Genomic DNA, 19,861 nt, shown 5'->3' on the forward strand with positions numbered 1-19,861 from the left:
AGGCTTTACTAGGGGATTGAAAAATTTTAAATAATTTTTTGGTTTAATTTAAGATAGTTGCGTTTGTGTAGGGAGGAAAGAGTAAGAAAAAATTCTATTTGGCAAGGTGCTTGCAATTACTCAGGTCAAACGGAAAAAAACATCCGTTTTCCTCCTTTTTCCTCTTTATAAAGGCCGACCGCATAAAATGCGGTCGGCCTTTATAATTGTGGGGCCGAAAATATCAGCTTGCGGAGGCGGCCAGCTTTTCCTTGACCATCTGGGCGTAAGCGGAGCCCGGATAGTCGGCTGCAAATTTCTCGTAGGCCTGAACGCTCTTGCCGGCGTCGCCCTTGACTTCGTAAATGCGGGCCACGGCCAGGGCGGCTTCTTCCTTGCCCAATCCCATTTTGACGGCCAAAACCTTGTTGTACATTTCCAGGGCCTTGTCGTAGTCCGCCTTTTGTTCATAAGCGTAGCCGAGCCCCAAAAGCGCCCTGCTGCTTTCAATGGGATCTCCGGAAAGGGCTTTCAGGCTCTTGTTCCACCATTCAATGGCTTCGTCGTAGTCGCCTGCGTCATAGGCGGTCTGGCCCACCATGAGCGTGGCCAGCTTGCCGGCGTCCGTCCCGGAGTATTCCTGGGCCACGTTCTTGAAATCCTCGTTGACGGCTACAGCCGCTTGCTTGGCGTCCGAACTGGTGGTCATGATGCCGGCGTATTTAGCCTGGGCGGCGGAAAACATGGTGGACGCCTTGCTTTCGGTCCGGGCGGAAAACACGGTCCAGCCCGAAATGATGACGACAAGCAGCGCCACAATAACGCCCGCTGTGTACAGTTCCTTTTCATGGTCCCGGCACCAATTGACCACCTTCCCGGTCATGGTGATGAATTCATCGGGCTCGTTCAACAGTTCCTTGCGTGAGATGCGTTTTGCGTTTGCCATTCTTTCCGTCCGCGTTGTGAGAAATAGGTTAATGGGATCTTAAACGGTTTATTGGCCCGATGGTCTGCTGGTCAGGCCAGTAGCCCAGTTGGCCCCTGTATAATCGCTAATCAAAGAGCGCCTTGATCCGGCGCCATCCCTCTTCCGGTATGCCCGCTCCCAGCACCTGGCACACCTCATGGCCGCAAGCCGATCCAATCCGGCCGGCCTTTTCCATGGAGTATCCGTTCACCAGGCCGTACAGGAAGCCCGAGGCCCACAAATCGCCGGCGCCGGTGGTGTCGCACACCCGGCCGCCGCATTGGGGCTCCACCCTGGTCATTTCCCCCTGGTTCAGGATATAGCTGCCCCGCTCGCCCACTTTCAGGACGCCGATTTCGGATTTCTCGCCCAGCTTTTTCAGGGCGGCTTCCTCGTCTTCCAGGCCTGTGTAGGCTTTGGCTTCATCCTCGTTTGCAATGAGAATGTCAACGTATTTGTCCACCAGGTCTTCCAGAAAGTCCCGGGCGTGCTCCACCACGGTGAAGGCGGCCAGATCCAGGCAGACCCTGGCGCCGGCCTTTTTCGCATTGGACAGGGCCGCCGTGATGAGGTCGCGGTTGAATAACAGGTAGCCTTCCACCAGAACCACGGAGGCGTCCTCGAACACGTCCTCACCGACCTCGTGGGGCTCCAGGCTGCTGGATGCGCCCAAATAGGTGAGCATGGAGCGCTGGGCGTCCGGGGTGACGATGGACAAAACCCGCCCCGTAGGCTGATCCGAAAGGATGATGGAGGGGTGGACGTTCTTGTTTTTCAGTTCATTAATGAGCTGGCTGCCCAAAGGGCCGCTGCCCGTCTTGCCTACGAAGCGTCCTGCGCCTCCCAGGCTGGCCACGCCCACCACGGTGTTGCAGGCCGAGCCTCCGGGAACCAGTTGGGGCGGCGTTGCAAAAGAAGGCAGCAGGCCGTCTATGTGCGAGCCGTCCACGTAAACCATGCCGCCCAGAACGCCGCCGGCCTTCTCAACAAAGGAATGATCCTCGTGCCCCAAAATATCCATGAGGGCCGAGCCCACGCCGACAACGACGCCGGCGCCTTGTTTCTTATTGAATTCCATATGGTTAAATCCTCTCTACCAAACCAAAGACGCGTGGATCCAGCCCACAACACCCGACACATGCTCCACTTTGATCCATCGGCCTTTGGTCGTAAGGACTTTAAATGGAACTCCCGCCTCCACTATGGCGACTTTCTTGTTATTGGTGCCCGGGCCGGAGCGCACGTTGCATTTATCCTTGGTGGTGATCACCGACTTGACGTCGTCCAGCAGGCTTCTATGGAGCCAGCCCGCCTGACCGTCCACGTCCGTAAAACGGCACCAGTCGTTGACGCAATCCTCCACCAGGACCGGAAAATACCGCTCCACCCTAAAGATGATATCGTAATTGGTCCCCGGGCCGGACCGTATATTGGCCTTGTCCACGGCCACGGACATTCTTTTGGCGAAAGCCAGGCCGGGCATTAACAAAAACAGGACTGCCAGGGCGCAAACTATTTTCTTCATTTTTCCAACACCACCACTTCGCAGACCCCATCCAATGCGGCCTTGAACTTGTCCGCGTCCTCCGAGGTTCCGACGATTCCTCCATAATGCATGGGAATGGCAATCTGAGGCATGATCTTCTTGGCCGCCTCCACGGCTTCGTCCCAAGTCATAACATAGGTTCCGGAGACGGGCAACAGGGCGATGTCCACGTCCAGGGCCTCCATTTCCGGGATGAAGTCCGTGTCGCCCGCGTGATAAATTCTGACGCCGTTATAGGTAATGACAAAACCCAGCCAGCCGTTGCCTTTGGGGTGAAAATCCTTGTTGGTGTTGTATGCGGGAACCGCCGTGACGGTCACGTCCCCGATTTCCACGACATCGCCGGGGGCGACCACCCGGACGTCGCCGGAGAGCTTGGCGGCCGAGTCTTTTTCCGTCACGATGACCGTGCCGGGCTTGACGACCTTGGCCGCGTCGTCCACGGAGCAGTGGTCAAAGTGGTCATGGCTGATCAACAGGATGTCGGCCTCAACCGCGCTTTCCAGTTCGTAAGGATCGATGACGATGTTCTTGTCCCCGGCCTTGATGAGAAAGCCGTCGTGGCCGAGCCAACGGATCTTGGAAACCATTTCCCTGATCATAGTGCACCTCCTGGATTTTTTTTCGGAATTGCGCCGCGCTTGCATGAATAAAAGCGGGCCGCAAAACTCCGTTTCGTGTCGGCTGTAGGGCGTCCCGCTGAACTTAATGCACATGGCCTTGGGAGTCAAATACTTTGTCCTGAAATCCCGGGGACTCTACGGAGGATTTCTTGCTATTCTTCGAGGTTGGACGGCTGCTTCATGGACTTTCCGCTGAGAAATAGAAAAAGGATGGGGTCAAATCTACGTTTGACGTTTGAGAAATATGCTCCCTCATTATCTCATTGCATGTCATTTTCTTCATTTTTGTTAAGCGGTGTTTACTTCATTATGGGTAAGGCATCTGTGAATACCAATAACTATAGGGGTGAATAGAGTAAACTAAGTGTTTGACATATGATTTTTTTTATGAAATATTTTCATGTATGAGCAGGCCTTTAAGGATAGAATTCCCGGGCGCCTGGTATCATGTCCTGAACCGGGGGCGCAGAAAGGAGTCTGTTTTTCTCCAGGATGGCGATTACGCCGGTTTTCTGGATTTGTTGGCGAAATCGTCTGAAATGTGGGACGTGGACGTCTGCGCCTACTGCCTCATGCCAAATCATTATCACCTGTTGATCCGCACGCCGCAAGGAAACCTTTCCCGCTTCATGCGCCATGTCGGGGCGGTGTACACCCAAGGCTTCAATGCAGTTCATGGGACTGACGGCTCATTGTTCCGGGGCCGGTACAAGGCCATATTGGTTTCCGGCGACTCCTATTTGAAAGAATTGGTCCGCTATATCCATCGCAACCCCCTGGAGGCGGGGCTGGCCAGAATTCCTGGGGACTACCCGTACAGCAGCTACAATGCTTATCTTTCCAGAGCCAAAAAGTGGGAATGGCTGAGCACAAAATTGATTCTGGCTCTATTTTCCAAGGATCCGGTCCGGGCCAAGGCAGCTTTTAAACGCTTTGTCAGCAGCGAGTCTCCGAAAAAAATCAGCCAAATTTTTTCCGCTCCCAGCCTGCCGTTTGCTTTGGGGCCGGAGAGTTTTATGGAATGGATTAAAAAATCCTTTGGCATGGAAAAACAGCACCCCGAGGTTCGGCAGTCCAGGGCCTTAAGGCCGGATCCCGAATCCGTCATGGACGCTGTATGCAGAATTTATAATGTAGATGAAGCAGCTTTGCAAAAAGTGCAAAGGGGGCGATTTAACGAACCTCGCATGGCGGCGATTTACCTCATGCGCACCCTGACCATGAGGCCGCTGGACGATGTGGGCAGTCATTTTCAACTGACCAGAAGCAGCTCGGTAAGCTCCGCCGCGGCCAGTGCAGAGGCTCGCATGCAGCAGGATCCCGCCATGAGAAAAAGGGTGGAAGCCGCACGCGCCCAAGTTCTCAAACGTCAAACGTAGATTTGACCCCATGCAGGAGGAGGCTTCAATGTACACGTGCAAGCATTTTGCGATTTACGAACTTGTCCCTCCCAAGGTCTACAAGGAACGCGGGGGGAAAGCCTGGCAACTGCTGGACGACCGTCTGCTCATGACCCTGGACAAGCTGCGGGAGCGGTTCGGCGTCATGACGGTCAATAATTATTATTGGGGCAAAGACAGGGAATGGAGCGGGCTAAGGACTTCGGACAGTCCCTATTACAGCCCGTACAGTCAGCACAGCTTCGGCCGTGCGGCGGATTGTTTGTTCGGCGCCGCCTCCGTGGAAGCGGTGCGGCAGGAGATTCTCGCCAACCCGGACGACCCGGATTTTGAGTTAATCGGCAGTCTGGAGTTGGGCGTGTCCTGGCTGCATTTTGACGTCAGGAACTGCGACAGGATCATGACCTACAGGCCATGAGCAGACATGGCGAGTGCAGCTCGTTGTCCAGTGGGCGCCTTGGGCGCGCGCAAAGCGCGTCCATGGCAGGCGCGGGGGCCTGCAACTACAAACCAGGTCCAACCTCCGCCGTTTCAGGAAGCGATGCGGCTTTAGGGCCTGCCCTGCATTTTTGGTTTTAAAAACCCGTTGTGGATGGATTAATTTGCTTTGTTTTCAATTTCTTATGTATGCACTCCCACGCACAGCATGGGGACGAGAGATTTGGATAGCTCTTCCGGGACGCACACCCTCATGGAATTCAACTAACTTCCAAGGCCGCCCTTATTGCGCTGCGCGCCCTGGCAGCCAAAAAAGCCGCCATGGCTGGCCATTACGGATGTTGCGGCATAGGCAATGCAGCGCGCCCCCCTGTGGGCGCCTTTCGGGACGTGCAGAACATGTTCCGGGTAGAGCAGGCCCGGGCGCCAAAAGACTGAGATGCCTTGAACTCCCTATATAAATGTTCAGCAATAACGAATCCCGCTGTTCTCACCTTCCATTTTCAAGCGCAAAAATCGCCCCAAAAAATTCGAAAAAATTAGTCAGTTGCATACACCCTTGACACCAGACGATTAATAATGATTAAAATAGGCGATTTAGACTTCGGGAAAACCGCTAGTCATTCGCGAAAATTTTTGTTTGATTCCCCAAAAACCATTAAGACAGCCCCGGTTCGACGCAGGCCGAATCCGGAGAAAAAACCACATATTGCAAAACAAGATGCCTAATAAACCTGCTCTCCATAAACCCGAAGACCCTGATTTTGTTCTCATTGATAATGACAATGCTTTGGCCGATTTGACCCAAAGCCTGCAATCGCAACAATGCATCGCCGTGGACCTGGAAGCGGACTCCATGTTTCATTACCAGGAAAAGGCCTGCCTGTTGCAAATTACTTCCAACGGTTTAAACTACATCGTGGATCCCCTGTGCGACTGCAATGTCAGGGCTCTGGCGCCCATCCTGGAGAACGGCGAAATCCAGAAGGTTTTTCACGGAGCGGATTACGACGTGCGCTGCCTGTATCGGGACTTCGGCATCGAACTCCACAACCTGTTCGACACTCAGGTGGCCGCCCGTTTTCTGGGAGAGCCCCAGACCGGCCTGGCGCCGCTTTTGGAAAGCCGTTTCGGCGTGCAGCTGGAAAAGAAATACCAAAAGAAAAATTGGTCCCTCCGGCCCCTGCCGCCCGAAATGATGGCCTACGCGGCCAACGACACCGTACATCTTTTGGAACTGGCCGAGATCCTGAAAAAAGAACTGGTGGAAAAAGACCGCCTGTTCTGGGTGGAGGAGGAATGCGAAATCCTGACCCACGCCCGGCCCATGCCGCCTAATGACGGCCCCATGTTCCTCCGGTTTCGCGGCGCCGGCAAGCTGGACCCCCGAAGCCTCCAGGTGCTGGAAAACATCCTTCATGTCCGGGACAACCTGGCCCGCAAATGGAACCGGCCTTTGTTCAAGGTCCTGGGCAACACGCCCATCCTGGAAATGGCTCAAAAACGCCCGCTCAACACCAAAGGGCTGGTGTCCCTCCACGGATTCTCGCCCAAGCAGGCCAAGATGTTCGGACACGAACTCATCCGGGCCATCAAGGCGGGGAAATCCGTGCCCGAAGAAAAACTGCCCTCCTACCCGCGGAAAAAAAGGCCGCCCCTGAACCCCAAGGCTCCCAAACGCGCCAAGGTCCTCAAGGACTGGCGGGAAAAGATGGGCGAGGAACTGGGCGTGGAATCCTCCGTGGTCCTCACCAACGCGCAAATCCAGGCCATGGCCTCCAACAAGCCAAGATCCATCAGGGAGCTTGACGAATGCCAGGAAGTCCGGCAATGGCAGAAAAAAGTCTTCGGCCAAACCCTGGTGGACCTGCTGAAAGCCGTGCCCTGAGAGAATCAAAAAACAAAAAGAAAAACTGCAAAGGATTTGCCTCCGGCGGCAAACTCTTTTTCCTCATGCCGCAAAGCGGCAAAAAAGTTTGATCAAAACTTTTTAAACGGCGCTTCGCGCAGGAAGCGGAGGATGCTTTTTAAGCTCATTCCCATGCTGTGCGTGGGAATGTATATATAAGGTTCTGAAAATAAATCAAATTCATCTATGGCATGCAGATCTTAAAACTAAAAAGGTACGGATTCAAACCAAATTTCCGCCCGCCGGCCCTTCTTAATTCCTGCAATCTTTTGCGGTCGCGCCTCATGGCCTGCGGCCCCAGGCGGCAAACTGCGCTGCCTGGGCTACCCGAGGGAAGGGGGGCGGCCGACAATAATGCTTCAATCCAAGCTATCCGCTGTGCTTCCTATCCGTCATTCCCGAGTGTCGTAATCGGGAATCCAGCGTCCTCTTCTTTTAACGAGGAACAAAGGCCAGGATGGTTTTGGGCCATTTATCCGTGACCAAAAGATACCCTGCGTCGTCCAATTGCACGATTCCCTCCCAATTTCTCGGTTTGCCCGCGTCGTTGATAATGCTCCTGGGCGGCTCGGGCCGTTTGGCTATCGTCTTTCCGTCAAAGAGGAAAAAGACCAACTGCTCCACCGGCCCTTTGGGGTCCGGAACCGGGTCCAATGTCCTTTTATCTCCGGGAAAATAATAATTGACGGCTGTCAATGATTCGCCCTCGCTCCAGGCCGTAATGTCCGTAATTCGGTATTCAGTTGGGGGAAAGGGCAGGGCGCCCAGGTAACTGAGCCCGGACTCCCCGGAGATATCAAAAACCTGGACTTGGGGCGAAGGGTTGTCATGCAGCCCGTTGGCCTCGTAGATGGCGTAGACCTTTCCGGCCGCGATGAACATCGCTTCGTATGCCTTGTTGGATATGTGCACGGGCATGGGGATGGGAGTCAGGCTTTTTTTGTCCAGGACTATGTGCGCCCCCTTGTTTTGAAAACGCCCTCGAACCAGAAAGCCCAGCATGCCGTGCGGACCATACGCCTCAATGGAAAATACAGCCTTATCGCCTGAAAACGCCATGGCTTCAAAACCCTGCCAGCCGCGCCTGCCCGAAACTTTTTCCACTGTATTTTTGACGGATTCCATGTCAAAGGAGATGTGTTCCGGCCGAATGGGTTGGGAAGCGGTTCCGTTCAGATAGGACAAAATGCGGGTTTTAGGGATTGCAAAGAGGTTGGGCGAGCCTTCATGCGTGAATTTTTCAGGATATTGGGGCAACAGGATCAGCCGTTCCATATGCCAGTCCATGCCGGAGAACTCGGCCTTTGGGGAGGACGCCGGGCCTTTCAGGAGAATTTCCTTAACACTCGCCGCGCGGGCGTTGGAAAGTTCTTCCGCCGGAGTTCCAGCGGGCGAGAGCAGAAAAAGGATCGCCGAAAAGATCAGCAGGGGGAATGCTTTTTGCATAATTCACCTTTACCCGATTAAGGGCCTTTGAAAGCCTGCACAGCCGTAAAGACGGGAAAGAATATGCTGCGGAAAAAAAATCATTTGATTGCCATTGTCACCGTTCTCTTGATCTCCGGTTTTGTGGTCACCACCCTGGCGAACTATTACGTCGTGCGGGAGACCGTCCGAAAGCAAATCGCTGAAAATGAACTACCCCTGACCAGCGATAACGTATATTCGGAAATCCAAAGGGACCTGCTTAGCAGCGTGTTCATTTCCTCCCTCATGGCCACGGACACCTTTGTGCGTGACTGGCTTATCCAGGGGGAGCGGGACTCTGATCAGATTACCAATTATCTTAATGAAATCCAGCAAAAATACAACACGTTCACCAGTTTTTTGGTTTCGGAGCAAACCGGCGTCTATTATCATTCTTCGGGGCCTTTAAAAACCGTCAGCCCGGAAGAGCCGCGGGACAAGTGGTACTACCGGGTGCGAAGGATGAAGGCTGATTACGAGATCAACATAGACCCGGACCTTGGCAATAAAGACGCCATGACGATTTTCGTCAATTACCGCATTTATGACTACGAAGGCAAATTTATCGGCGCCACCGGGGTGGGCCTGACCATCAGCGCAGTCAAAAAGCTCATAGAGCGATATAAGCTGCAATACGGCCGGGAGATTTTTTTCCTGAATACGGAAGGCCGGGTGATGCTTCACGGCAAGGAGTTTCCCGATCATGAAAACTGTCTGTTGGATATGAACAATATGGCGCCTCTGGTCAAGAAGACTCTAAAGGCCCTGAACGGGGCCTTTATCATGGACGGGGGCCGGGGGCCGGTTCTGTATAATGTCCGTTATATTCCCGAATTTGATTGGGTTTTGGTCGTAGGACAGTCCGAGTCCGGCGCTTTACACCAAATTCACAACGCCGTGGCCGTTAATTTTTTTATATACGCCTTTGTAACCATCATTGTGCTGATTTTGGTCAACCTGGCCATATCCTATTATCAGAAAAGGCTGGAAGAGATGGCGTCCACGGACAAGCTCACCGGAATCTATAACCGTCAGGCCTTTGATATATTGCTAAGCCAGGCCATAAAGGAGGCCGGCCGCCGCGGCGATCCGCTTTCCCTGATCATGCTGGATCTCGATCATTTCAAGAAGATTAACGACTCGCTCGGGCATCTTGCCGGAGATGCGGTTTTAAAGAATCTGGTTAAAACCATGGAAAGAAGCGTGCGGAAGTCTGACGCCTTAGGCCGTTGGGGAGGAGAGGAGTTTTTGGCGCTTCTCCACGGCTGCCCGTTGGACGACGCCTTTTTGATTGCCGAAAAAATCCGTACGACGGTCTGTTCCAGCGTGACCACCTATAACCAGGCAGCCATAAAAGCCGCAGTCAGCATCGGCGTCGCCCAATATCAGGACTGCGAAAGCCCGGAAAGCCTGCTGAATCGGGCGGACATGGCCTTGTACAAAGCAAAGGAAGGCGGCAGAAACCGGACGGAAAAGCACACTGGCGAGCCTTCGGACTGCCTTTTGGAAAAGCGCTTCCAATAAAGGCGTCTAAGCCCTTCACGGATTGGCTCCGGCTATTCCTTCGCCGCTTCAATTCCCTCCTGCACGTCCACCTTTAACAGCAGGATCGCCCCAACCGCAAAAAAGACAATCAGGGAGAATATGGAGAGCCGGCTTTCCCCCGCGGCCTGGCTGACAAAGCCGAACACCAGCGGCCCGGCGATTCCCGCCATTTTTGCGCTGGAGGAGAAAAAGCCGAAAAACTCCGAGGCCTTCGCCTTGGGAGTCATGGCTGCGTACAAGGACCGCGACAAGGCCTGGCTGCCTCCCTGCACCGTGCCCACAAGACCGGCCAGGATGTAAAAGTGCAACGGCGTGCTCATAAAATATCCTGCAATGCATATGATCACGTACACTCCCAGAGCGATGAGAATGCAGGCTTTGGCGCCGATTCGACTGGCCAGGGCGCCGAATGCGATGGCGCAGGGCATGCCGATAAACTGGGTCAGAACCAGGGCGCCTATAAGGTGGGTCATGCCAATGCCGATTTCGCTGCCGTAGGCCGTGGCCATTTTGATAATGGTGCCTATGCCGTCGTTGTACACCCAGAAGGCCGCCAGAAAAATGAGCAGTTGCTTATACTTTTTGATGTCCCGGAATGTTGCGGCGAGTCGGGCGATTCCTTCTCCAATGGGGATTTTGGAGGTGTTTTTCAAATCCCTGGACGGCTCAGGCACGTTTCTCAGCAAGGGGATGGAAAAAACGCCCCACCAAACGCCTACGGAAAAAAAGGACGCCCGGACCGCAAAGCCCACGCCTTCCATGCCGAACCAATGCGGTTTGACGACCATGAGGGCGTTGACCACCAGCAGTAATCCGCCGCCCAGATATCCCAAGGCGTATCCCCTGGCGGAGATCGTGTCCACATCCCCTTCTTTGGCGATCAAGGGCAACAGGGATTCGTAAAACACATTGGCGCCGGCGAAGCCTACGTTTCCGCCCACGAACAATAGGCCGGCCAGAAGCCATGTGTCGTCTCCCAAAAAGACGGCGGCGCAGGTGCAAAGGACTCCCAGGCCCGCGAACAGGCCCACAAACAGCTTTCTGCGTCCCATATAGTCGGCCATGGCGCCCAGCAGGGGCGCGCTGACAGCCACAATAAACAAAGCGGCGGCCGCAAAATAGCCCCAGGCGGCCGTCGCGCCGGATGGGGTGAAACCCGCCTTAACCGCGGCGGCGTGGAAAAAAGGCGGGTACATGGCCGCCATCATGGTGGTTGCAAAGGCGGAGTTGGCCCAGTCGTACATGCACCAGGACCAAACGATCTTCTTGTATTCCTTGGAGTCAGACACGGTGTAGTCCCTTTCCAAATAGAGGCCAGCCAGAACAAGGAAGGATTTGGATAACGCAAAAAGATATACAGGAGCCCGGCGGGAAGGTAAAGAGGTTTCCTCTTGCGGCGGGCGTGCAAGGCGGCGTAAGCCGGTGTTGATTGAAAGGGGGAGGGGAAGCCGCCGCCGGAAAAAAAAAGGATCGGCCATCCCTAAAATTTGCGGCAGTTGTCCTTCGCAATCGGAACGGAGAAAAATTCCGTGCGCCGGCGGAGCTGTTTGTCAGTCCCCGGCCTTCCTATGCCGATAGGTTGACGGAATTGCGTCCTTTTCCGTACGAGCCGTAAATGGCGGATTTTTGATTCACCTGCATCCAGGCTCTCAGGTTAAGGCCTGCGGCCGCTTCCTTGGCGTCCACAAACCCGTCCCCATTCGCGTCCAGGGGTTCCAATTCTTCGGGTGACGCTTCCTCCTGCACTTGCGCGGCCTCATTCGCCCCCGCCTGCTGACCGCCGCTCATGGCCCCCGCCATGTGGGGAGGCGGGCCGTCCGGCCTTCCCGCCTCAAGCTCCTCCAGGGAGAGAACGCCGTCGCCGTCCGCATCCAGCTCCGCGATGATATCGGGAGCAATCTCGCCGGCCCCGTCCATTTCTTCCATGGCTTTCACAAAGGCCGAGACTTCGGATTCGTCCAGCTCGCCGTTCTTGTCCGCGTCGATTTCTCCGAACAGCCCCATGAGGGCGCCTGGAGGAAGGCCGCCGGATCTGCCGGCGTCAAATTCCTCCCGGGTCAGGAGGGCGTCGCCGTCCGTGTCCAGCTCCGCGATCAGGTCGTACGCACTGAGGGAAGGCCCCGCTCCTTCCGGCATTTGGGCGGCGAAGCTTTTCAGTTCGCTCATCTCCAAGACGCCGTCCTCATTGAAGTCGATCAGTTCAAAGGGGCTTTCCTGCTTTTCCCGTTCCATTTCCTGGCCGATCAAATAGCCCGCACCGCTATTGATTCCGCGTATCATTTTTTCACCTCCTTTCTGTTTTGAATTTGGTTTAGGTATGTATCAAATTTGGCGCCAAGGATTTATCTGTTTGAAATAAAATGGTATTTGGCTTTAATCATGCAAAAGATGCATGGCGAAATTTTGCCGGGAGGGAAAAAACGTCCAGAAAAGATTGCCGCTTTGAAAGGAAAAAAAGCCCCGGCCGCTTGGTTGCGGCCGGGGCTGGGGATTCAATAATGGCTGAGTTGATCAGTCTTCCCAGATGGACAAGCTGCTGGCGTGGGAGAAATTCCTCTGCTCTTCCTCTTCGGTGGGCTGCCGGTCCTCGTCCTCTTCCTGGATCTCATCCTGATCCGGGGTTGGGTCCTGATCCTGATAGGAGTCCTCCTCCTCATCAAGATCAAGGCCCTGGGCCTTGGCCTCCTCCAACTGGCGCTGCCTTTCTTCTTCCAACTCGTCCTCAATGTCGAAAATCTTGGGCTTGCGGTCGGAATTGCCGACGGCGGCCACGCGGGTCACGTCCAGGGCGCACTCGCCCCGGTCGTTCACTCCCGGGATGTATTCCACTTCGTCGTATTCGCACAGATCGTCGAATTCCACGTCCAGCAGGTTGGTGCGATGGAAAAACATGTTCTTGCCCGGCGTGTCCGTGCGGATGAATCCGTAGCCGTCCTTGAGGCTCTGGATGGTGCCCCGGCGCTTTTCAGCCTGGGGCGGCTTTTCCCACGGGTCCGCTGCGGGAATGTCGGCCGTAAATTCGCTTCTGCTGTAGCTGGAACCGCCGTTGCCCCCCGACTCGGGCCTGACGAACAGGTTATGCACCACCGGGTCGTTGCGCCGGGTTTTATCGTCAATCAGGGTGTGCATGAGAATGGGATAGGTCACCTGATCCAGCAGGTTGACCGAGGTGACGGTGCGGCGTTTGTTGTTTTGATTGTCCGTGTATTCAAAGTCCCAGCCCAGGACCATGATGCGGGTTCCCAGGGTGTTTATCTTGCGGATCAGGGGGACGTAATCTCCGTCTCCGGCGATGAGAACCACCACGTTGAAATGCTTGAGCACGGTCAGTTCAAAGGCTTCCAGGGCCAGCCAGACGTCAATGCCCTTCTCCCCCCTGGCGCCCAAAGGCAGGTAATGGGTTACGATGCCTTCGCGCATGAGAATCTCGTCAAATACGCGTTCGGACATGAGCACCTGACGCTGCTCCGCTTCCTGGGCGCCCAGGCGTCCGCGAAAATAATGGGCGTCCACAACCTGGCAGTACCTGGGGTCCACGCCTTCGGATTCCGCCACCTGGCTCTTGATGAATTCATGAATTCCCGCAACGCTGAGGCGGGCTCTCCGTGGATGCACGTATTTGTAATAGTTGCTTACATGATAGAAAAAGTTTCCGTCGTAGAAGACTCCAATACGGGTGAGCTTGGTCTCAGGGGCCTGCAACATGGTAGATTCTCCAAATCTTACTGATGGGCTGAATGTTGATTGATGGGGTTAACTAATCCATATATTTCATGGTCACGGCCGCCATGTCGGGGATGGCCGCGGCTACGTGCTTTTTTGCGATTTTGCGAACGCCCTTATACACTTTCACAACTACTTTTTTGTCTGCGTGCTGAATGACTTCGTCCGTGATTTCCAAAAGCTGGTCCGCCACGGCGGGGGAGCGGCCTTCTATCCATACATGATAAGGCGCCTTGGCGCCGTTTTCGTTATACTCTTCATAATGTTTATCCAGGACCGTCATGAAGGATGGCAAAAGGATTTCCACCATTTCTTCAATATATCCGGGCTTGACGCCTTTCAGAGCTTTGTATCCGGTCTTGATGACCATTCCGGAAGGACCGGAAGTGCTTTGAACCTGATTGCTGATGAGCGCCGCATAATCGGAGACGACTTGGGTGTGAATTTCATTGTTCAACATAACATCGTACAAAACGCCCATGAAAACACCTCCGAATCAGGCGAGCAAAACAGTTCGTAAAAGCAATTTGTTATTTAAAAAGCATGGCTGCAAATCAATGGGAATAAGACAAATCAACCGGGATTTCACTGACCAATAAGAAAAACAGCATTCCCTTAGGCCGATAATGTTCAAACTTTACGGGATCATCTTAGCAGGGAGATAACGGCAAGGCAAGCGATTATTGCAACAAGGTTGTATAGCCATATTTATTTATTTCCATTAACAATTCCCGCCGCTCTTAAATGCGTAAAATTGCAAGCCCCCGGCGCCGCGTTTTCAAAAAAATACTTTTGGAGGGAAATGCAAGCCGGGAGGCCGGGCGGGAAATGTAGGTGCGAATCAGGTTATGGCTATTACTGAAGTAATGTAAGCGCACTGCTTGCTGTGCTTTTTGGACGCGGAACGCGCGCCCATTGCATGCCGCGACTGTCCGCTGAATCGCACCCCGTTAGGTTACATTTGATCCGTAGTTTCAGGGCTTGCCCTGCCCACATACCGTCTTGCCGCCACACCTGATGTGTCGTTGCAGGCCCCGGCGCCTTTGGGGACGCGCGTTGCGCGTCCCCAAAGGCGCCCACAGGGGGGCGCAACTACAATGAAGACTGCGGCGCCTCGCCTCAAAGGTTTTAGGCGGTTGGCGCGGCAAGAGCTGGATGGCCTCAGGCCAATAAGACGACCTATGAACTCGCCGACCCCGACGGACTGCCTCAAGTCTAAACCGATCATCAGAAAGGGTGGCCCAGACAACGGCAGTTTGCTGCCTGGGGCCACAGGCCGGAAGGCGCGGCCGGGGAAGATTATTGGAACCGGGGATGGACGGCGGTGGAATAGAGTTGTTTGAAATCCTACAATTATTTTGTTTTGAGGGACGGCCCCTTGTAGAAGAGAGTCGGATTTCAAGGCCTGAGAGGTTTTACTTCATGTCGCTCCGCGACCCAGGCAGGGTATGGCCCTGCCTGGGCTGGCCACTATCTCATGCACCAAATTGTCATGCCTGGGACGCCAAAAAAAATGCAGGGCAAGCCCTGACGCTGCATTGCTTCCTGAATCCGATAAGGATGAAGACAACGCGAGCCGCAGGCCCCCGCGCCTGCTTGGGATGCGCATTGCGCGACCCCAAAGGCGCCCACAGGGGGGCGCAGCTACAATGAAGCCGGAAGCGCCATGACTTTAGAGAGTAGGGCGCTTATGGCGCCTATTAGGCGGCCGCGAACAGGCAGCCTGCAATGGCGAAAAACACGATCCAGGCGGCGTGTTTGCCCTTGGTCCAGGCCAGAATCATGGCGCCGGTCACGGCGAAGGTTATGATGTAGGCGTACATGGACAGCAGGTTTTTTCCGTCCGCGCCCTTCATATCCAGGATGGCGGCGGCCATGCCCCACCACGCCACGGTGGTGATGTGCCAGGCGAAGCGCAGGATGTTTTTGGTCAAAGGCGCCCGTTTGAAAATCAGCACGTTGGGATCTTTCAGCAGCGGGCCTATCAAAAACTTCTCCCCCAGATAGGAATGGGCCAGGGCGATGAGGACCAGCAAAACGGCGGCGGTTGTCAGCAATGGACTCATGGTGTTTCTCCTTCTTTATTCCGGCGATTTTAAAGCCTGCCATGCCGCGGACACGATTTCCTCCGCAGCGTTTTTCGGCGAGGTTTGGGCTTGCCCGAAAACCCATAACCGGGTGTATTCCTGGCAAGGCCCCAACAAAAGGGTTGCGTACAAATCGGGCGGCAGATCCCGCAAGGCGCCCGCTTGGACGTGTCTTCGAATGAAAGCCCACAGGGCGGGGTAGGCCTGTTTGTTTTGCTCCTTCAGGGCGGCTTCCGCGTCCTGCATAAAGTCCGCATGACGCATGACCACCAAATACCTGGCCCACTTGGGATTGGCCTCCATCCAGGCGAACTGATACTCCACCACTTTGCCCAGGCCTTCCAAGGCGCCGGGATCTCCCTCCAGGGCTTGGAGCAATCCTTCTTGAAAGTCGGCCACGCCCTCCACGTAGACGGCCGCGGCCAACTGCTCCTTGTTCTTGAAATGGTGGTACACGCTGCCGTAGGAGGAATTGGCCCGGGTCCGGATTTCCTCCATGGTGGAGTCGGTGAAGCCCTTTTCGTTAAAGCATTGGAGCGCAGCCTGGATGATGAGCTGCTTTCTGTTTTGGGTCTTTTTGTAGGGCGCGCGTTTTTTCGCCATGGTTGTCGCCTCTTTTAATTTAGATAATGAATCTAAATTTAAAATCTGTCAAGGGAATTCCATATTGGGCGGCGGGGTAAATCGTTTGTCAGTGTGCAAAGGGAGAGCATGGCAGGCCTGCATTCTTAGGGGCTTTTGACGTTTTGAATGACGAAGGAATGTTTATCAACATTGATCAGATAAAAGGTGAAACCGACTTCCTGCAGAAATTGTATTGGGATAACTGGCTGGAAAAGGTCCGGAAAAACGGAGCCAGGGAAGAGCAGATTCAGGCGAGCATCCAGAGAAGAAAAGAGTACGACAAGGACGCCTTGGTTTTTGAGCAAGTTCAGTGGTTGAAAGAGGCCGGCTTTTTAAATGTGGATTGCATATACAGAAGTTTTTTCATGGGGCTGTTTTTCGGCGTGAAGCAGCCTGGATAATGCTAAGGGACTTTTTTCAAAAAGTTGGCCGCCGGGGGCGCGCAGTTATGCTGTTGGCCGCCGGAGGCGATCTTTTCAAAAAAAAAAGGCCGGGCGCCTGTTGTTGCAGGGCGTCCGGCCTTTTGGATTTTTCAGGAAGAGATGCGGCGAAGATGGGAAGTTAGTAATCTCCTTTGCCTTTGTCCTTTTTAATGCGGTCCATTTCGCGCTGACCTTCGCGCTTTTTAATGTCCTGGCGCTTGTCGTAGGCTTTTTTGCCCCGGGCCAGGGCCAGGGTGACCTTGGCTTTGCCCCGGGAGAAGTACACTTCCAGGGGGATGAGGGAGAAGCCCCGCTCATTGATTTTTCCGGTCAGGCGTTTGATTTCCTGTTTGTGCATGAGCAGCTTGCGAATCCGCAGAGGCTCGTGGTTGTTGTAATAGGCGAAAGGATATTCGCTGATGTGGAACTGGTGCAGCCACAACTCGCCGTTTTTGACCCGGGCGTACGAGTCCTTGAGGTTCGCCCGGCCTTCCCGGAGGGATTTGACTTCGGTTCCGGTGAGCACCATGCCCGCCTCAAAGCGGTCGTCTATATGGTAATCGTGCCTTGCCTTGCGGTTTTGGCACACTAATTTTGTATGTTCAGGCCTTTTGGACATGGGTTAAGTCCCCTCGATTATATGTTTACTCCGGCTGATCCTGGGGCGCGTCCTGTGCGTAAAGAGGATGCTGGAACACCAGGTCGCCGTAGGTTCCGGTTATCAGGTCTGCGATTTCGTCGGCCGTCGGGAGTTTGAGGGCTTCTTCCAGCAGAGCCTGGCATTGGCCGTGATCCAGGGAGCGGACGACGCTTTTGACCACGGGCACGGCCTGGGGGTTCATGGAGAACTCGTCGAAATTCATGCCCATGAGCAAGGGGATGTGCAAGGGGTCGGCGGCCATTTCCCCGCACATGGCCATGCGTATGCCTGCGTCCCTGGCGGTTTCGGAAACCCGTTTGACCATGCGCAGCACGGCCGGATGCAGGGGCTGGAACAGGTGGGCCACGTTTTTATTGCCCCGGTCCACGGCCAGGGAATACTGGATCAGGTCGTTGGTGCCGATGGAGAAGAAATCCACATGGGGCGAGAAGAGGTCCGCGCACACGGCGGCGGAGGGCACTTCAATCATCATGCCGGTTTCCACGTCATGGCCGAATTCCACGTTATGGCTTTCCAAATCCTGCTGGACTTCCCGCACGATCTGGTTGACGGCCAGGATTTCCTCTACGCTGGAGATCATGGGAAAGAGCAGACGGATTTTCCCATGGGAGGCGGCCCGGAGGATGGCCCGAAGCTGAGTGCGGAGAATGCCGGGATGGCGCATGCAAAACCGGATGGCCCGCTGGCCCAGAGCCGGGTTGTCTTCGTGAGGCGCCATAAGCCCCTTGGCGACCTTTTCGCCCGCCACGTCCAGGGTGCGAATGGTGACCGGCTTGCCCTCCATGAGGTCCACGGCTTCCTTGTAATTTTCAAACAGCTCTTCCTCCGTGGGCAGGGCCCGGCGGTTCATATACAGGAATTCCGTGCGGTACAGGCCTATGCCGTCCGCGCCTTTGTCCTTGACCGCCACCACTTCTTCCAAAAGCTCGATATTGGCGCAGACTTCCGTGGTTATGCCGTCCAGGGATTTCGCTGGTTCGTGGCTGAATTTTGAAATTTCAAACAGGTGGTCATCGTACCGGGCCTGAGCTTCGGAGTAATCCACCAGGGTGTTTTCATCCGGGTTGACAATGACCAGGCCGGCGATGCCGTCCACAATGATGACGTCTTCCGTCCGGATCTGGGTTGTGGCGTTCCCCAGGCCCAGCACCGCAGGCAGTTGCAGGGTGCGGGCTACGATTCCCGTATGGGAGGTGCGGCCGCCCCGGTCCGTGACGAATCCCTGGACCCATTCCACGCGGATCTGGCTGGCTTCCGCCGGGGAAAGGTCGGGCGCCACCAGGATCACACGCTTGTGGATGGTGTCGATGCCTTTGTCGTCGTTCCCCACCAGATTGCGCATGACGCGTTCGTACACGTGAAATATATCGCTGGACCGGTCCCGGAGGTATTCGTCCTCGATTTTGTTGAAATTATGGGTCAGGCGGTCCACGGTGATTTTCAGGGCCCACTCGGCGTTCACCTGCTGCTGTTCAATGGTCTCAATGGTGCTGCCGAAAAACATTTTGTCCTTCAGGACCGCAAGGTGGGACTCCAGGATAAAAGACTGCTGGGAGTTGTCCTGCTGCATTTTTTTGATCAGCAGGGAGATTTCCGTTTCGGATTTTTTGACGGCCTGGCGCATGCGGGCGGATTCTTCCGCGACATCCTCTTTCCGGACGGGGTACTTGCGCACGACTTCCGCTGAGTTCGTGCCCACAAGATAAGCCTGGCCGATGCATATGCCAGGGGCGGCCGGAATGCCATGGAGCGTTATTTGTTTTTTTTCTGATTCAGGCATTGTAAATGTTTTTTGGCGATTCGTTGTTTCCGGCCCGGGTGGGTCTTGCTGGGACAGAGTCGGGCCATGGGCTCTGCGGACCTAATACTCTCCAAATCCGTCTTCGACCAGTGCGGCCAGTTCCTTCAGGATTTCTGCGTCCGAAGCTTCCTGGACGGCAATGGAAATTTCCATGCCTTGGGCGGCGTGGGGCGCCAGCATGAGCATGTCCAGAACGTCCGTGGCGTCGGCAGTGTTTCCGCTGGCGCTTAAAAACACGGCGCCCTTGGCCTTGGAGGCTGTTTTGGCCACCATGGCTGCACATCGGGCGTGGAGGCCCAGTTCGTTTTTGATGATCAGCGTAACTTCCTGCATATCCTCGTTGCGTTCCTGGTTCATTAGCATTCAAAACATAATAAATTAGCACCGATCCATGCCCATGTCAAACCATGCGGCGCCTAAAAAAAACGGCGGAAAATCGGGGGCAAGCCTGGAGGCAATCGGCTGGATGTCATTTAATTATAGGGGCTCTTTCCCTGGTGTCAATCCAAACCGGCGGTTTTCCCTCGCCGGATTATATCCATAAAACCGGACAGGGCCTGCAGCGCCGCCCGAGGCTGCGTTAGTAATCCAGGGGCGCGGCCGAACCGGTCATATGTTCTTGCATGAAAAAAGTCCATGGACCGGATGCTGCGAAACCACGCTTGATAT

19 protein-coding genes are annotated in these 19,861 nt (G+C 54.8%); 5 read left to right on the forward strand and 14 right to left on the reverse strand.

The features are described from left to right. Window positions 1-223: 223 nt before the first annotated feature. The 4 genes from BUE18_RS07610 to BUE18_RS07625 all read right to left on the reverse strand — a co-directional run bounded on the left by BUE18_RS07610 (window position 224) and on the right by BUE18_RS07625 (window position 3,094). Window positions 224-925, reverse strand: a complete 702-nt coding sequence (locus BUE18_RS07610; protein ID WP_073474527.1) for a tetratricopeptide repeat protein — start codon at window positions 923-925, stop codon at window positions 224-226. Between the two features lie 106 nt (window positions 926-1,031). Then, window positions 1,032-2,024, reverse strand: a complete 993-nt coding sequence (locus BUE18_RS07615; protein ID WP_073474528.1) for an adenosine kinase — start codon at window positions 2,022-2,024, stop codon at window positions 1,032-1,034. A gap of 15 nt (window positions 2,025-2,039) precedes the next feature. Further along, window positions 2,040-2,471, reverse strand: coding sequence for an SH3 domain-containing protein (locus tag BUE18_RS07620; RefSeq protein ID WP_073474530.1), 432 nt, complete (start codon window positions 2,469-2,471; stop codon window positions 2,040-2,042). Beyond that, window positions 2,468-3,094, reverse strand: a complete 627-nt coding sequence (locus BUE18_RS07625; protein WP_073474598.1) for an MBL fold metallo-hydrolase — start codon at window positions 3,092-3,094, stop codon at window positions 2,468-2,470. The genes BUE18_RS07620 and BUE18_RS07625 overlap by 4 nt, the downstream gene beginning before the upstream one ends. 425 nt (window positions 3,095-3,519) lie before the next feature. Between BUE18_RS07625 and BUE18_RS07630 the strand changes: the two genes are divergently transcribed. The 3 genes from BUE18_RS07630 (at window position 3,520) to BUE18_RS07640 (ending at window position 6,841) form a co-directional block, all read left to right on the forward strand. After that, a complete protein-coding gene (locus BUE18_RS07630; protein WP_073474532.1) occupies window positions 3,520-4,494 on the forward strand; it encodes a transposase in 975 nt (324 codons plus the stop codon). A gap of 28 nt (window positions 4,495-4,522) precedes the next feature. Further along, a complete protein-coding gene (locus tag BUE18_RS07635; protein ID WP_073474534.1) occupies window positions 4,523-4,933 on the forward strand; it encodes a hypothetical protein in 411 nt (136 codons plus the stop codon). A gap of 741 nt (window positions 4,934-5,674) precedes the next feature. Next, window positions 5,675-6,841: a ribonuclease D gene (locus BUE18_RS07640; RefSeq protein WP_073474600.1), complete on the forward strand. Its 1,167-nt coding sequence runs from the start codon at window positions 5,675-5,677 to the stop codon at window positions 6,839-6,841. Window positions 6,842-7,297: 456 nt separating this feature from the next. Here the strand turns inward: BUE18_RS07640 and BUE18_RS07645 are convergent, their stop codons facing one another. Beyond that, complete coding sequence (locus BUE18_RS07645; protein WP_073474536.1) at window positions 7,298-8,308, reverse strand: hypothetical protein; 1,011 nt, start codon at window positions 8,306-8,308, stop codon at window positions 7,298-7,300. 63 nt (window positions 8,309-8,371) lie between these two features. Here BUE18_RS07645 and BUE18_RS07650 point away from each other — a divergent pair, with 63 nt between their 5' ends. Then, entirely contained in the window at window positions 8,372-9,853 is a 1,482-nt protein-coding gene (locus BUE18_RS07650) for a sensor domain-containing diguanylate cyclase (protein WP_073474538.1), read from the forward strand. Between the two features lie 32 nt (window positions 9,854-9,885). On the opposite strand, the gene BUE18_RS07655 is transcribed toward BUE18_RS07650, so the two are convergent. The 6 genes from BUE18_RS07655 to BUE18_RS07680 all read right to left on the reverse strand — a co-directional run bounded on the left by BUE18_RS07655 (window position 9,886) and on the right by BUE18_RS07680 (window position 16,287). Next, window positions 9,886-11,181: an MFS transporter gene (locus BUE18_RS07655; protein ID WP_244549294.1), complete on the reverse strand. Its 1,296-nt coding sequence runs from the start codon at window positions 11,179-11,181 to the stop codon at window positions 9,886-9,888. A 259-nt stretch (window positions 11,182-11,440) separates the two neighbouring features. Next, complete coding sequence (locus BUE18_RS07660) at window positions 11,441-12,154, reverse strand: EF-hand domain-containing protein (protein WP_073474540.1); 714 nt, start codon at window positions 12,152-12,154, stop codon at window positions 11,441-11,443. A 231-nt stretch (window positions 12,155-12,385) separates the two neighbouring features. Then, a complete protein-coding gene (locus BUE18_RS07665; protein ID WP_073474542.1) occupies window positions 12,386-13,579 on the reverse strand; it encodes an NYN domain-containing protein in 1,194 nt (397 codons plus the stop codon). A gap of 52 nt (window positions 13,580-13,631) precedes the next feature. Continuing rightward, the gene (locus BUE18_RS07670) at window positions 13,632-14,078 is read right to left on the reverse strand and encodes a DUF6918 family protein (RefSeq protein WP_083610845.1); all 447 of its coding nucleotides are present in this window, start codon (window positions 14,076-14,078) and stop codon (window positions 13,632-13,634) included. Between the two features lie 1,219 nt (window positions 14,079-15,297). Beyond that, complete coding sequence (locus BUE18_RS07675; protein WP_073474544.1) at window positions 15,298-15,663, reverse strand: hypothetical protein; 366 nt, start codon at window positions 15,661-15,663, stop codon at window positions 15,298-15,300. Window positions 15,664-15,678: 15 nt separating this feature from the next. Then, window positions 15,679-16,287, reverse strand: a complete 609-nt coding sequence (locus BUE18_RS07680) for a TetR/AcrR family transcriptional regulator (RefSeq protein WP_073474546.1) — start codon at window positions 16,285-16,287, stop codon at window positions 15,679-15,681. A gap of 158 nt (window positions 16,288-16,445) precedes the next feature. On the opposite strand from BUE18_RS07680, the gene BUE18_RS07685 reads away from it, so the two are divergent. Further along, the gene (locus BUE18_RS07685) at window positions 16,446-16,709 is read left to right on the forward strand and encodes a hypothetical protein (protein ID WP_139264642.1); all 264 of its coding nucleotides are present in this window, start codon (window positions 16,446-16,448) and stop codon (window positions 16,707-16,709) included. A gap of 160 nt (window positions 16,710-16,869) precedes the next feature. On the opposite strand, the gene smpB is transcribed toward BUE18_RS07685, so the two are convergent. The 3 genes from smpB to BUE18_RS07700 form a co-directional block, all read right to left on the reverse strand. Continuing rightward, entirely contained in the window at window positions 16,870-17,349 is a 480-nt protein-coding gene (gene smpB, locus BUE18_RS07690) for an SsrA-binding protein SmpB (RefSeq protein ID WP_073474550.1), read from the reverse strand. Between the two features lie 25 nt (window positions 17,350-17,374). Further along, window positions 17,375-19,171 carry a phosphoenolpyruvate--protein phosphotransferase gene (ptsP, locus tag BUE18_RS07695; protein WP_073474552.1) on the reverse strand — a complete coding sequence of 599 codons (1,797 nt, stop codon included), beginning with the start codon at window positions 19,169-19,171 and terminating at the stop codon, window positions 17,375-17,377. Window positions 19,172-19,252: 81 nt separating this feature from the next. Continuing rightward, complete coding sequence (locus BUE18_RS07700; RefSeq protein ID WP_244549295.1) at window positions 19,253-19,549, reverse strand: HPr family phosphocarrier protein; 297 nt, start codon at window positions 19,547-19,549, stop codon at window positions 19,253-19,255. Window positions 19,550-19,861: the final 312 nt, after the last annotated feature.

It is taken from the genome of Desulfatibacillum alkenivorans DSM 16219 (assembly GCF_900142135.1).
Classification (GTDB): domain Bacteria; phylum Desulfobacterota; class Desulfobacteria; order Desulfobacterales; family Desulfatibacillaceae; genus Desulfatibacillum; species Desulfatibacillum alkenivorans.

Coding starts and splice junctions, on each gene's coding strand:
- BUE18_RS07675 (WP_073474544.1), bottom strand. CDS start 15,663: ATGAGTCCATTGCTGACAACCGCCGCCGTTTTGCTGGTCCTCATCGCC.
- BUE18_RS07630 (WP_073474532.1), top strand. CDS start 3,520: ATGAGCAGGCCTTTAAGGATAGAATTCCCGGGCGCCTGGTATCATGTC.
- BUE18_RS07670 (WP_083610845.1), bottom strand. CDS start 14,078: ATGGGCGTTTTGTACGATGTTATGTTGAACAATGAAATTCACACCCAA.
- smpB (WP_073474550.1), bottom strand. CDS start 17,349: ATGTCCAAAAGGCCTGAACATACAAAATTAGTGTGCCAAAACCGCAAG.
- BUE18_RS07645 (WP_073474536.1), bottom strand. CDS start 8,308: ATGCAAAAAGCATTCCCCCTGCTGATCTTTTCGGCGATCCTTTTTCTG.
- BUE18_RS07640 (WP_073474600.1), top strand. CDS start 5,675: ATGCCTAATAAACCTGCTCTCCATAAACCCGAAGACCCTGATTTTGTT.
- BUE18_RS07685 (WP_139264642.1), top strand. CDS start 16,446: ATGTTTATCAACATTGATCAGATAAAAGGTGAAACCGACTTCCTGCAG.
- BUE18_RS07660 (WP_073474540.1), bottom strand. CDS start 12,154: ATGATACGCGGAATCAATAGCGGTGCGGGCTATTTGATCGGCCAGGAA.
- BUE18_RS07680 (WP_073474546.1), bottom strand. CDS start 16,287: ATGGCGAAAAAACGCGCGCCCTACAAAAAGACCCAAAACAGAAAGCAG.
- BUE18_RS07635 (WP_073474534.1), top strand. CDS start 4,523: ATGTACACGTGCAAGCATTTTGCGATTTACGAACTTGTCCCTCCCAAG.
- BUE18_RS07615 (WP_073474528.1), bottom strand. CDS start 2,024: ATGGAATTCAATAAGAAACAAGGCGCCGGCGTCGTTGTCGGCGTGGGC.
- BUE18_RS07665 (WP_073474542.1), bottom strand. CDS start 13,579: ATGTTGCAGGCCCCTGAGACCAAGCTCACCCGTATTGGAGTCTTCTAC.
- BUE18_RS07650 (WP_073474538.1), top strand. CDS start 8,372: ATGCTGCGGAAAAAAAATCATTTGATTGCCATTGTCACCGTTCTCTTG.
- BUE18_RS07620 (WP_073474530.1), bottom strand. CDS start 2,471: ATGAAGAAAATAGTTTGCGCCCTGGCAGTCCTGTTTTTGTTAATGCCC.
- ptsP (WP_073474552.1), bottom strand. CDS start 19,171: ATGCCTGAATCAGAAAAAAAACAAATAACGCTCCATGGCATTCCGGCC.
- BUE18_RS07610 (WP_073474527.1), bottom strand. CDS start 925: ATGGCAAACGCAAAACGCATCTCACGCAAGGAACTGTTGAACGAGCCC.
- BUE18_RS07700 (WP_244549295.1), bottom strand. CDS start 19,549: ATGAACCAGGAACGCAACGAGGATATGCAGGAAGTTACGCTGATCATC.
- BUE18_RS07625 (WP_073474598.1), bottom strand. CDS start 3,094: ATGATCAGGGAAATGGTTTCCAAGATCCGTTGGCTCGGCCACGACGGC.